General features: G+C 36.7%; 10 protein-coding genes. 4 read left to right on the plus strand and 6 right to left on the minus strand.

The window, feature by feature from the left end:
- Positions 1–253 precede the first annotated feature (253 nt).
- The 4 genes from WH188_RS20780 (at position 254) to WH188_RS20795 (ending at position 5,035) form a co-directional block, all read left to right on the plus strand.
- A complete protein-coding gene (locus tag WH188_RS20780) occupies positions 254–1,096 on the plus strand; it encodes a universal stress protein (RefSeq protein ID WP_021191118.1) in 843 nt (280 codons plus the stop codon).
- Positions 1,097–1,101: 5 nt separating this feature from the next.
- On the plus strand, positions 1,102–1,977 hold the full coding sequence (locus WH188_RS20785; protein ID WP_132772250.1) for a universal stress protein: 876 nt from the start codon (positions 1,102–1,104) through the stop codon (positions 1,975–1,977).
- A 192-nt stretch (positions 1,978–2,169) separates the two neighbouring features.
- Positions 2,170–3,507, plus strand: coding sequence for an OmpA family protein (locus tag WH188_RS20790; RefSeq protein WP_132772249.1), 1,338 nt, complete (start codon positions 2,170–2,172; stop codon positions 3,505–3,507).
- A 184-nt stretch (positions 3,508–3,691) separates the two neighbouring features.
- Positions 3,692–5,035, plus strand: a complete 1,344-nt coding sequence (locus WH188_RS20795; protein WP_339424599.1) for a S41 family peptidase — start codon at positions 3,692–3,694, stop codon at positions 5,033–5,035.
- Between the two features lie 29 nt (positions 5,036–5,064).
- Here the strand turns inward: WH188_RS20795 and WH188_RS20800 are convergent, their stop codons facing one another.
- The 6 genes from WH188_RS20800 to WH188_RS20825 all read right to left on the minus strand — a co-directional run bounded on the left by WH188_RS20800 (position 5,065) and on the right by WH188_RS20825 (position 13,115).
- Positions 5,065–5,379 (minus strand): hypothetical protein, encoded by a 315-nt coding sequence (locus WH188_RS20800; RefSeq protein ID WP_339424600.1) that lies wholly within the window; start codon positions 5,377–5,379, stop codon positions 5,065–5,067.
- Between the two features lie 74 nt (positions 5,380–5,453).
- Entirely contained in the window at positions 5,454–6,257 is an 804-nt protein-coding gene (locus WH188_RS20805) for a hypothetical protein (RefSeq protein ID WP_339424601.1), read from the minus strand.
- Between the two features lie 53 nt (positions 6,258–6,310).
- On the minus strand, positions 6,311–7,666 hold the full coding sequence (locus tag WH188_RS20810; RefSeq protein WP_339424602.1) for a hypothetical protein: 1,356 nt from the start codon (positions 7,664–7,666) through the stop codon (positions 6,311–6,313).
- A 217-nt stretch (positions 7,667–7,883) separates the two neighbouring features.
- On the minus strand, positions 7,884–11,288 hold the full coding sequence (locus tag WH188_RS20815; protein ID WP_339424603.1) for a TonB-dependent receptor: 3,405 nt from the start codon (positions 11,286–11,288) through the stop codon (positions 7,884–7,886).
- 121 nt (positions 11,289–11,409) lie between these two features.
- Positions 11,410–12,372, minus strand: coding sequence for a FecR family protein (locus tag WH188_RS20820; protein WP_339424604.1), 963 nt, complete (start codon positions 12,370–12,372; stop codon positions 11,410–11,412).
- A 128-nt stretch (positions 12,373–12,500) separates the two neighbouring features.
- A complete protein-coding gene (locus WH188_RS20825) occupies positions 12,501–13,115 on the minus strand; it encodes an RNA polymerase sigma factor (RefSeq protein ID WP_021187940.1) in 615 nt (204 codons plus the stop codon).
- Positions 13,116–13,369 lie beyond the last annotated feature (254 nt).

Consider the following 13,369-nt stretch of genomic DNA (forward strand, 5'->3'; position numbering starts at 1 on the left):
TTTTAGGAATAATTCAATTTCACTCTACAATAGGAATAAGGAAAATTAATGGTCGTGATACGTCTTATTTAAATTTGTGCTTAAAATCACTTTATTTCATTAAATTAAGCACATGTTTAGATCATTGGAAAAAATATCTTTACAACAGTCAAAAACAAACTTAACCGATACAAAATGTGTTAAGCTACAATGATGAAATTATATCATTATTAATTAAAGAAAGTGTACGTAATAAAACTAATTACCAAACAACATGAGCAATAAAATTTTAGTCCCGATTGATTTTTCAGAGAACGCCAACACGGCTGTTCAATTTGCAATTGATTTGGCAAAAAAGAGAGGGTTTGATATTCATTTATATCATAACTATACCGTTTCGTCCAGTACTTTTGATGATGTAAACAGTGATAGTTCTGATGATAATTTCAAAGCAGATGTTTTAATGGCTGATTTAATCGAGAAACTAAAGGCCAATAATCCTACTATCGTTTTCACGTCAAAATGTGAGCGCGGCATTATTACGGAGTCCCTGTTGAAAGAAACGAAAAATACTACTTATTCGGCTATTATCATGGGTACTAAGGGTAAAACAGATGATACCAGTGTGATAGTGGGCAGTACAACATATGCTGTTAGTCAGAAAAGTAATATTCCCGTTATTGCGATCCCCTTTAATTACCAAACAAAAGATATTAAGAAAATAGGTTTATTGTCCAATTTTAAATATGCTGAATTGGATACGTTAAATGAATACATCAAAATATTCGGATCTGATGTCAAAGTACAGATTATTCACGTACACTACCATTCGGAGTCTGAATCTGACATTGAGGATAAATTAGAAATTTGGAAATATCAAATCAAAAAGCACACGGAAATAACCGATGTGGATATAGAAGTAGATTCTATACAAACTGATGTAGAAGAATTGGACACTATCCCTGAGGTAATCAATGATATCATCAAAGATGAAGAAATAGATGTTGTATTGATCACGAAAACACGTAAGTCATTTTTTGAAAGATTGTTCAAAAAATCTGTCGCCAAACAAATCATTCATCATCCTATTATTCCAACATTTTTTTCTAAAGCTTAATTATTATGGGCAAAATATTAGTTCCGATCGACTTTTCTGAAAACTCGATTATTGCTGCACGATACGCAAGAGAAATTGCTCTTGAAAATCAAGATGAACTTGTTTTCTTACATGTTTACACCCGACATGTAAACAAATACGCCAATTTTATGGTCCATGGGGAACACATTGTTGATCCAACTATAAAGGAATCTGAGGAACAACTCAATCAACTTGTCGGCGTGGTAAAAGAAAAATGGCCTACTTTGGTCATAAGCCAACTTTTCGATGAAGGGATTCTTGCTGAAGTTATTAGTAAAGAAACGGCAAGAAATCAGTATAAAGTTGTTGTTATGGGTACAAAGGGTGCCTCTGGATTAGAGTCTGTATTAATAGGGAGTAATACTTATGATGTAATCCGTGATTCACAAACTCCAATTTTAGCCATACCTGCTAATGCAACCGCATATAAAAAGGATACGATTGCTTTGTTAACGAATTTTAAACCAGGTGAATTAGAGGTGTTAAAACAGGCGATTCCTGTCTTTGGCAGTAAATTTCATTTATTATTGATTCATATTAACAAAGAGGAGGTTGATATTAAAATACTGGATAAAAAGCTTACGGAATGGATAGACAATATCATTACAGAAACGGGCATTGACGACATTTCCTATACCGTAAAAAATAGAAGTCATTTTGCAAATTCTGCTGAGAAAATTGCGAATGGAATACAAACGATGATTCGCGATGAAAATATTGATATTATTTTAATAACAAAGAGCCGTAAAACATTTTTTCAGAACTTGTTTAATGAAAATATAATCAAAGAAATGGCTATGGGGATTGTTATTCCTAACTTTTTTGGCAAAACGAATCCGAATAGCACGATTCCTAAATAAAGTACACACAAACGCTGTAATGTTACTAATAGTATACATTATGGCGTTTTTTTTAAAAATTAAGAAAATAGCAAAGTAGACAATTGTCTACAAGAGGGGATAAATGTAACTCTGATTGTAGCAGACGTCCAATATTTGGCAACATTATTGTCTAGAGCACTATAAAGAAATTTAAAATCAAATTTAAATAATATGAAGATTAACCTTAAGAAAAGTGGATTATTAGTAGCAGCTGGATTATTGGCATCTGCTTCATTTGCACAAAATGCAAAAGTTGGTTCTATAGAGGGCACTACACCACTAGGACCATCTACTCAATACAGAACTTGGTCTATCGGTATTGGTGCTGGGGTTTTAAATCAAACTAATATTTTTGGTTTCAACCGTAAAGATTACAATGATTTAGATCACAATGTTGGTTATTCGGCATACATTAAGAAACAAATATCTCCTTCTTTTGGATTTAAAGCTTCTTATTTAGGCGGTAAAGTTGGTGGAGCATATGATGATGGTTCACAATCTTTCGAAACTAAAACACCTTGGTCGGCAGCTTTATCTGGAGAGTGGACAATGGCTAACACCAATTGGAGATTTTTCAACAGTTTTATCAAACCTTATGTATCATTAGGTATTGGGGTATTAAATTCTGAAGCAACGGTAACGATGGGTTCAACAAGTACTACATATGATTCTCAATCGAAGTTATTTGTCCCTGCTGATTTCGGATTGAAATTCGCTATTGCAAAAGGGATTAATTTAGATTTAGGATACCAGTTGAACTGGGCGAATCAGAAATTTGATGGATCTATACCGGGTGCTACTCCTGCTCCAACATTCAAAAATGATTTATTCTCGTATGCACATGCTGGTTTAGAGATTGCTTTAGGAGATGGTTCGAAACCTACTTTGAATAATTCAAATCCTGTTGCTACGTTAGTAAATGATTATACTGCAAAATATGATGATTTAAAAGCACAACGTGATGCATTGGATGCTGCTAATAAAGCATTACAATCTAAAGTAGAGTCATTGAACGCTGACTTACAAGATGATGATGGCGATGGTGTTGCTAACAAATTTGACAAATGTCCAGGTACGCCTTCAGGTGTTCAAGTAGATGGTGCTGGTTGTCCAATTCTTGTTAAAAATGAAACTAAAATTGTAGAGAAAGTTATCACTGAGACGGATAGAAGAACTGTTGATGAAGCGATTAAAAACTTAGAATTCGAAACTGGTAAATCAGTTATCCGTTCTACTTCATACAATTCCTTAGATCGAGTTGCTGCTTTATTAATTGAAAAAGATTTCAGTTTAAAATTAGCTGGTCACACGGATAACACTGGTTCATTACAATTGAACTTAAGATTATCTAAAGAGCGTGCTGAGTCAGTAAAAGCTTATTTAGTATCTAAAGGCGCTAATCCTTCTCGTATAGAAGCTACTGGTTACGGTCCAAACCAACCTATTGCATCTAACAAAACTGCAGAAGGTCGCCAGCAAAACCGTCGTGTTGAGTTTACAATATATTAGTAGATTTTAACATCAGGCATATAAAGGCTACTCCATATAGAGTAGCCTTTTTTTATGAAATAAAAACATCACAATATGAATGCTTTGATAAGTTGTTTAAACCAAATAAACATTTGAACAACATAAAGATAACGCCAATATCATTTCCATAATACGTATTTTTATGTCGTTAAGATTTTAAAAAATGTGGAAATCAAATCGTATTGTTTTAACCCTTTTTTCAGTGATTCTCTTCTCCTGTGAAAAAGAAGAATCGTTGAAAGAGCCCGGCTCAAACGAGGCCATCAACCACTGGACTCTGGATCAAATGCGACAGTATTATTACTGGAATACTAAAATCAGAACAACAAACGATTATCAGCAACGTCCGGATCTATTCTTCAAAAGTATTTTGTTTCAAGATGACCATTATTCAATGATAATGCAGACCCTGAACAGCGACACCTACGGTAATACCTTGACAAATACTTTTGGCTTCGACATGGTGCAGATGCAGGCTGCAAGGGGTACTATACAAGTCGTAACTCAGGTGGTTCCATTTAGCGAAGCAGATTTACTGGGTCTAAAACGTGGTGATACTTTATCCTATATGAACAACGAACTTTTGGATAAGAGTAATATGAAAGCTCTGATAAATAAATCCTTTCATTTACCTGCAATCAATCTGAAGCGGATAGATGGGAAAATATTTATTCTACCCTCCTCCTATATTTCACAACCTGTTGTTTATATGTCTAGGATTATCTCGTCGTCTCCCACAGTAGGCTACATTTTTTTAAGTCAATTTGACTTCAGCGGTGCTTATTCATTATTGGAAGCTGTACAAAATTTTAAATCCAAACAGGTAAAGGATCTTATTGTCGATTTGCGTTACAACCCGGGAGGACAGGTTGCTTTTGCTTCATTTTGTGCGCTGCTGTTCGCTAATATTAAGGAAAATGACATCTTTGCAAAATATCAGGGAAACAAAAATTTCAACAATATGGAAGACACCTTTGCTGCTGCCCTGCAACGGCAGCCAGACGGTTATTCTTTTGTTGCTAAAGAAGTTTTAAAAGAGGGATTACACTTAAAAAAAATGTATATCCTGACAGGCCCAAATACCGCTTCGGCTTCCGAAATGTTAATCAATGGCTTACGTCCTTACGTACAAGTTATTCAAGTTGGCGATAAAACCTATGGAAAAGATATGGCCTCTACCACGATATCTACACCAGGGGAAATCCACGGTCCTGAGCGCGCCTGGCATCTGATCCCCATGGTGTATAAAATTTATAACAAACTAAATCAAGGAAATTACAGCGGGGGAATTATGCCAGAAAAGCCTATAAATGAATTTGCATTTCTACCACTGGTGCCCATAGGAAATATGCAAGATCCACTTATTCAAGAAGTGTTGAATACGATCAATGGTCATAAACCGCAAGCTAAAAATGCTTCCGATAAAAAACACAAAGCCAATTCAAATGTTCATAAATATCTGGGCAGCAGTTATGAGACGATTCCTATAGAAATAAGTCCACGCTAGAAAAACTGGAATAAATACCTATTCGTCCTTCAGCGTGCGCAGGAATTGAATGAATTGATCACGGTACGGAGATCAACTCCGGTTTGTCCTTCTCTAACGAGCTTACGGAGGGAACGTGATAATATGCCAGAACGAATATTGCGCTCTTTTACTTCATATTCCTTGACCAATATTTCCAACTGTTGTAATACTTCTTGATATTGACTATAAAGTTGATTCAGGTCATCAAGCTCTTTACCCAAGGCAAAAAGAACGGTTGCATCTATATCATGCTTAATTTCTCCCTGAAAATTCAGGGAGAGCGCCAGTAGTTTTCGATGTTTTAAATCATTGATTCCTTTCATAATGACTCTCTTATAATAATATTAGTTGACCTTTTCGCTAACAATAGACAGATCTTCATCCTTTCAAATGGGATTTATTTTTTTAGCCAGATATTATCCAGACTATAACCTATTCCGCCAATTTCTGAGACTGCGTCAGAATCAAAAGCAACATCGGATTCTTTTTGAGGCAAGTAGACAATACCTATGTCTACCGCAAAATAAAAAAACAAATAGACTTTTTGTCCATCAATAAGGATTGGTTTTGAATCCATATCCAATACCTGCGCCTTTGGCACAAAAATGGGGTCCACTGGTATTTTGGTAAACTTTTCAGGGATTTTATCCGATATCAAGTCTGTAATCAAGATAGGAGGATCATTATATTTGACCAAATCCTGTCCCCAACTTTCATCATAAACAGGCGTTCCTTTATAAATCGCCAATCGAATTGGCTCACCATTTGGTGAAATCGTTTTATTATAATTTAATATCTTTACTTGCATTACACCCGGAATCGGCAGAACCCTATCACCCAAAGGATTTTCCCCTACAATTAGTGAAGGATCAATGGGACTTTTACTATGTACACCAAAGGTATTTAGCCCAGGTTTGATAGCTAGGCGTTGCTCTAGAACTACCTGATCCTTCCCATCGTAAGCAACGATCAATGAAGAATCGGCATCTTTATTTCTCATAAATATGAAGTTGCTCTTATCACTGTTCGCAATTTTCCCATCAACCATCACTTTTTTTATATCTGCTGATACAGCACTATATGTTTTAAAAGCAATCCTCGCTAATTCTTCCTGTTCTTGAACCAACTCACCTTTTTGACAGGAATACAACATACATCCACCCCAAAGGGCAACAAAATATATAAATAGATTTTTAATCATACATAAAGAATTAAGAAGTGAGCCATAAAAATGGCTCACTCAAGTAATAAATATTAATAAGTTTTTGGCACAAATTGCGTCCAAGTTGCTGTCCAAGGAGCAGTTGTTGGATGGAAAGCACCACTATAAGTAGTAGTTCCATTACCATATGCCGGTGAAGTCGACAGTGGTCTTAATAAAGCTGGATTGAAAGTAGTTGCTATTGGATAAAAAATATTAGCACCGCCGGCCAATTTCAAATAAGTTGCTGCATCAGTTGACACGTTTGTTTGGTTTCCTGCCGGAGTAGCACCACTGAAAGCTACCGTATATGCATGTACGACATTACCTGTAAATGTACCTGCCGCGCCATCTTGGAATGCAGCACCTGTTGCATAACCTGCGATAATCGAGCTTTGAATATCATACTGTGAAGCTCTTCTCCAACGGTTACCAAATTTCAATTTAGTAGTAGCTAAACTAACATCTTTAATACCCAAGAATGTGAAATTTTTCAAAACTGGACGTGTTTTAGGTGTCGCTGCATATGGAGCTGTACCTTCATTATCCGACTCCAAACCATTCGCATCTGAGTTACCACCTGATAAACTGTTTGTTGCATTAGGATCTTTCAATGACAATGCATATTGAATTGTTCCCGTATAACCATGGTCAAAATCAAAATCATCGTCATCATTTGATAATGCTACTAAGTATTTCGCATTGACAGTACCCCCAAAGAACTCAAAACCATCATCCTTACCCCAAGATACCTGAATATTTTCTAGTGTAGTACCCGTACCAACGCCACCTAAAGTCAATCCATTGATTTCATTGTCGGCAGTTAAATTGTAACCCGCAAACTCAATACGCACATATTTTAATGAGCCTGAATTATCTGCCGCATTTGTACCACCATAAGTCACATCTACACCCACGGGTTGAGGAATCCCTTCGATTCTTTTTGTTGCAGCCTGATTTGTCGTCGCGCTACCCAATAATACAACGCCACCAAAATCACCTGGATTACGAGAGTTAGCAGCATTTGGAGAAGTAAATACAATAGGTGCCGCAGCAGTACCATTGGCAATCAATTTGGCCGTTTTCGGAACAACCAAAACCCCTTTGATATTTTGTGTCAATCCAGTAATCTGATCGTTGTATGCTTTAGTCACACCAGAAGTAATGTACGTACCTGGTTGAATAGTTAATGTTGCCCCTGGCTTTACAAAAGCTACACCATCAATTTTCCATACGGTGTCCGCAGAAAGCGTTGTTTTAGTAATAATTCCTGAAGCATCTGTTGGAATAGTTGCTTGAGGTTTGTTTGGCAAACCAGCATTCAAATCTGAATTAGGTCCTACGTTGTCTTTGTTACAAGAAGCCAATGCGATTGCGCATACACTTGCTACTGTTAAGATTTTTTTCATTTTATGTTAAATAATTACTAGTTTTGCCATCACAAGATCATTTTTTAGACTATGCATCCCTATGGGATAGCATTTCATAAGTTTGCATAGTTGTTTTCATTCCCCCCTATTTTGCTTCTATTTTATTTTCCTGTTGTGCGACTTGGACAAACTCGGAACTCATGTGCAATTTTTTTAGGGAGGCATGAAGCTGCCTCGCGCAGTTATTTTTATAATTTTAAAAATTATAGGTCACTGAAAGATTAAATCTTCGACCATCTTTTCTTCGGTAAGTAATGATATCATCGTCCGCCCTATTGTACTTATTATCTCCTTTAACAAGCTCATAAATTATTTCTCCTTTTTCTCCTTGAGAATTACTATACGCTGATTGATTTTGATAATACCTTGTCCATTCATCCAGAAGATTGGCAGCATTAAATTTCACTTCCAATTTCTGTTTCAAAAACCGTTTATACACCTGAAAATCAACCTGTCTTGGCGCAAGTTCATACTCTACCCTATTTGGGTTGAAGGAGGCCGTATTTGTACGATAGCCTCTATGATTATAGCTTGCTGTTATACCAAAACTACCACCCCAATAACCTACACCAAGATTTAACAACCAAGGTGATTGTCCCATTAGTGGACGATCTTGATTAGGCGCTCTTTCTTTTTCGCGTTCTGCAATTGTACGATCATCTACCAACTTATGTCTCCACTGACTTAATGCATTAACTTCAGATTTCAATAATGTCCCATTGGCATTTAGAAAAGCTTTAGATAGCCAATCGGCCTCACCAATAAAACTCAAGTTTTTACGAATTTCAAATTCCAACCCCATGTTTTTTGCTGACTCCATATTATTGAAAACATATGCAGTTCCGGGACTTACATCTTCATTTTCAATCAGTTCCATTGGCTTATCTAAATATTTATAAAATCCGGTTAAGGATATAATTTCACCAGGACTTGGATACCATTCCAATCGCAGATCAACATTATCGATAAAAGTTGATTCGACATTATCCCCTGAAACAATAGCATCCAATTCAAAGTCATAAAATCCAAAAAAACCTGACTCCCTAAAGTCTGGACGAATGGCCGTCTTTGAATAACTTCCTCTCACATTAAAGGTATTGGTCACACTATAAGTTGCATTAATGGACGGTAGAAATTTCCAATTATTTTCACGAATCATCAGTTTATACAATAGTAATTTATTGTTATCTGCATCTGGATCGCCATTCTGCTTTCTAAACATTTCATCCTGACGATTTAACAGATTGTAGTATTCGGCACGGAATCCATAGACTAATCTTAGCTTATTCCAAAATTTCTGATCCAACATTAGATACCCTGCATGTGAACTCATATCACCATCATAAACATTACCACCGATAGGCTCAGGATAATAATAAGCTTGACCAACTCCGTTTCCGATAGTTTCTGGAGAGAACAATATATCATAAGGTTTTTCAATAGCAGGTGCCGATTTAGAAGGATCATCGGGCATGTAAGAGCGGGTAAATGGCAACAAACGAAAAACCGAAAGATTACGATTTTTTTTCCAGCCTTGATATCCAGCCTTAACCAAAGTGCTAACGGATTTTCCTTCACCAAAGACTCGAGAAAATGCCATTGCCCAGTTAAAATCATTTTCATTAATCTCAGTCCACATGCGGGAATCAAAACCCGTTTCGGAATGGTTAGACCAGTTAGAAAGACTTAATAAATTAGGACTTTGAAACATATAATTTCCGTCTAATATTGTCGTTAATCCATATCGCAATTTACGTTCATCCAAAATCTGCTGCTTGATTCTATTATAGGCAAACATACCCTCAGCCTTGATTTTCCACGGCAACTGATATTCACCGCTTAACTGATGCTGCTGCAAAGACATTGTTTCAGGTAATTGATATTGATTTTTGGTCGGAGGATTATTTAAATTTGTAAAGGTTGACCGGATATTTTCACTATAATTATTGTTAAAAGTGCGAGCGTACATATTTTTAAATGCGAGCTTAAAATCCTGTCCTTTTAATCCAAAATTCGCCACCAATCCGCTACTACTATTAAAGCGATAGGAGGTTCCTGCACCATTCTGACCGATCGTATCACTTTCTATCATATGTTGCTTCTCTCCATGTCCATTAATGATACCAGATCCTCGCACATTATTAAAGGCGACAATATTTTGTTCATTTCGAATATTAGCAGAAGCAGAGAAACCGAACAGTAATCCATTTGAAAAATTATACCGCCTTCCCAGTGCAAATCTTAAATTTTGATTAGGATTGGCCTTGTAGCGATATAATTTCATCGCATCTGCGTTAACCTGTTTGGACTGGGCTATTGCATCAATGTCATTATACTTAAGATTTGAACCTGGCATTAAAAATTCTTCATTCAACTTTGGGTCGTTCAATATATATCCTGGAGGGGCATCTAGACGTCTTGCTTCTCCATTCCAAAACCAAGGCTGTATCCCTTCGGGCTGCTTCGAAGAAGAATGATTAAAACCGAAATATTCGCTCGTATGTCGCTCCCCAAGACGATAAAAGTCTTTGCCTGTTGTACGGGAATTTCCTCCTATCCCATATTGTATGGTCGTAAAATCCTTGTCCGGGATATCTAATGTATTCACCGAAACCTGTCCGCCCGAAAATTCAGCGGACACATCCGGTGTTGCCGTTTTATTGACCACCACCGAGCTTACCATCTCTGTTGGGATAATATCAAAGGAAAAATCACGTCTATTCTGCGAAGTACTTGGAATAACGACTCCATCCAGCATGGCTTGATTGTAACGATCGGACATACCACGCACAATCACATTTCTATTATTGACTGTGGTCACTCCGGTTACACGCTTTAATACCTGCCCCATATCATTGTCGGGTGTACGTGCAATCTGCTCTGCCGATATACCATCAGTCACCGAGGCTGAATTTTTTTGCGCAGCATAAAGTCCTGCTACAGATGCTTTTTTAAACGATACACTAACGACTGCCGTTTTCAACTTATTGGTCTGCGTTTTCATAGCAATATTGAGTGCAGTACGTTGTCCTGCCTCTATTTTCACACCTTCTATGCGCTGTGTCTGATAAGATAGATAACTGACTTCCAAGACATAGGTCCCCGATACAGCGGTTAAAATATAACTACCATCAATACTACTCTGTGTTGACTTATTGGTTCCGACCAACTTAATGCTAGCATTAGCTAACAACTGACCTCGATCATCAATTACTTTACCGGAAATGCGTCCTACCTGTTGTATTGGTTTTTTGACCAATGTAATATAGACCCCGTTATCTTGAGGTATCAGATCTGTCCCCCTAAGAAGGTAGCGCACTACTTCTCCTACACTATTATTTTTAAAAGTTTTGGCGTTCACTTTTTCCTTTGACAGATTATGTTTATTGGCATCAAAGGCAATATGTATATTTTGCGATTCCAATTGCTCGAAAGCTGCTGGAATATGAGATTCATTAAAAGAAACTGAAATCTTTCTATTGAGCATCTGGCCGTATGCACCTGATGCTAAAAGCATTTCTGCCGATACGATTAAAAGAAGTAGTCCCACCAATGATGACTTGATCATAAACTTAATATTGTTTTTCGTAACGTATTTCATAAATTTGTATGCGTATATAATAGCTCTGTAAGTTTTTGTATATGTTATTTATAGCACCTTATAGATGCTATAGGATCCAGAGTTGACGATGGCAGTCGTCAGCTCTTTTTTCATTCCTGAATTAATAGATATGCACCGTACTCCCCTCCTTCCTAGACTTGTTATGGTGGACAGCTTTTATACTTTCCAAGGTTGCTGACCAAGAGAGCTGTTTCGATATCGGCATGCTGTAGCGCTGTCGGGCAATCTGATCATCACCGGCTTTCAGATCTACATTGTAGATATTTTTAACTGCTAATGCCAATTCTGCAAAACTGCTTTGCTTTAGGTAAATCTTTCCCTCAATCCAACTATTACGTATAGTGAGGTCAAAAGTCTCTTGGTTACTGCTGTGGTTGTTTTTGGTATAGCGAATCTGTCCGCCGCGCTCCAATGTGCCTAATGACTTGTTGTCCGCCGCTACTTGTACTTTACCTGTAAATACAGATACAGATATTTCATCCGATTCGCGGTAGTTTTTTACCGTAAACGATGTACCCAATACCTTTGTCTGTAATTGCTGTGTATTGACAACAAAAGCTTTTGTGGAATCTTTTTTAACTTCAAAAAATGCTTCTCCGGCAAGTAGCTCTACTACACGGTCCTTTCTGTCGTATGAAACGGTATCCAATTTAATTTTGGAACGTGCATTTAAAATGATCGTTGATCCGTCTGCCAATAATACCTTCTTGCGTTGTGCAACTCCTGTTTCAAAAATCTGGTACCCTGGTTTTACATTCACTTCCTGTTTTACAGTATCCAGAGCGGTTTGGTTTTTCCAAAACAATATGCCAAAGCAAAACAAAAGTGTAGCCGCCACAGATCCAATCCAATAGACCATTTTCCGAATTGATGATTTTTGAGGAGTTGTATTTTCAATCTGCTGTTGTATCCTATTCCATAATTGGACCTCATCAATTGCACTTTCAGGAATTTCTTCCCGATCTAGTGTTTCATACCAGCGATCGACCAATATACGCTCTGCTTTTGTAGCTTTGTTCTGCTGATATCTATAGATCAGGGATTCAAATATTCTTCTTTTCACTTTTTTGCCTGCTGTTTATATATAAGTCTGCAAAAAAGCTATAAAGTACTTCAAGAAATAGTTAATGTTTTATAAAAGAATTGTTAAGTATATTTTTGGTGGCAGTCATTGTCTGCTGTACATAATATTTACTTAGATAGTTGCTCCAGAGCGAGAACAAGAAATACGCTAAGCGTGCTATTTTGAACATTTTGTCTTGCACTTATTGCTTTCCTCATTCTTTTGGAAGCTTCTGTCAGGTTATTTTTCACGGTCTGCTCCGAAAGCCCCATACGCAGGGCGATCTCTCGAATTGGTAGATGCTCCCATTTAAGTAAGAGTGCCTGACGCATATTATGCGGCATAATTTCCAATTCCTCTTCCAGTAATCTTTCTAATGCAAGGTAAGTTTCCAATTCTTCAGGATGCTGTTGTACATAGTCAAAAATATGGTTACTCCAATGATCCAATAGTCTATTTTTAGCTTTATTGGCATTAAAAAAATCTATAATTTTATACTTGAGCATTCCTTTGAGGTAAGCTGGAAGATTCATTTGGATGTCGATCGTATGGCGCTTTTCCCAAAACTGTACAAATAATTCTTGGAGAATATCTTCTACATCCTGAGCGTCCAAAATCCGCCGGGCAGCATGCTGATAAAGATCTTTCCAACAATAGCGATAAAGCTCTCCAAAAGCGTTTGTATCATTTCGCTCTTTAATAGCTTGAAGCCAATGCTGATATATAATTGGTATTTGATCCATACTACTATCAAAAGTAAGGTTGAAATATTAAGTCTACATTAACAAATGATCAAAAAAGCAGAATAGTTATAAAATAGTTTCACAATCCAAATAATTCTTTTCAATGTGGTTTATTTATGTTTAACACGTATAAAAATATTTATTTGTCATTCAAAAAACACATTATATCAAATACTTAGCTTATAAATTAGTTTTGTAAATATTATTTTCCTATATTTGCATCGCCTTAGGCAATAGAGCCTATTGTATAAATT

Origin of the sequence: Sphingobacterium sp. MYb388 (genome assembly GCF_037479535.1) — a bacterium.
In the GTDB taxonomy this organism is placed as follows: Bacteria; Bacteroidota; Bacteroidia; order Sphingobacteriales; family Sphingobacteriaceae; genus Sphingobacterium; species Sphingobacterium anhuiense.

Coding starts and splice junctions, on each gene's coding strand:
- WH188_RS20780 (WP_021191118.1), top strand. CDS start 254: ATGAGCAATAAAATTTTAGTCCCGATTGATTTTTCAGAGAACGCCAAC.
- WH188_RS20785 (WP_132772250.1), top strand. CDS start 1,102: ATGGGCAAAATATTAGTTCCGATCGACTTTTCTGAAAACTCGATTATT.
- WH188_RS20790 (WP_132772249.1), top strand. CDS start 2,170: ATGAAGATTAACCTTAAGAAAAGTGGATTATTAGTAGCAGCTGGATTA.
- WH188_RS20795 (WP_339424599.1), top strand. CDS start 3,692: ATGTGGAAATCAAATCGTATTGTTTTAACCCTTTTTTCAGTGATTCTC.
- WH188_RS20800 (WP_339424600.1), bottom strand. CDS start 5,379: ATGAAAGGAATCAATGATTTAAAACATCGAAAACTACTGGCGCTCTCC.
- WH188_RS20805 (WP_339424601.1), bottom strand. CDS start 6,257: ATGATTAAAAATCTATTTATATATTTTGTTGCCCTTTGGGGTGGATGT.
- WH188_RS20810 (WP_339424602.1), bottom strand. CDS start 7,666: ATGAAAAAAATCTTAACAGTAGCAAGTGTATGCGCAATCGCATTGGCT.
- WH188_RS20815 (WP_339424603.1), bottom strand. CDS start 11,288: ATGAAATACGTTACGAAAAACAATATTAAGTTTATGATCAAGTCATCA.
- WH188_RS20825 (WP_021187940.1), bottom strand. CDS start 13,115: ATGGATCAAATACCAATTATATATCAGCATTGGCTTCAAGCTATTAAA.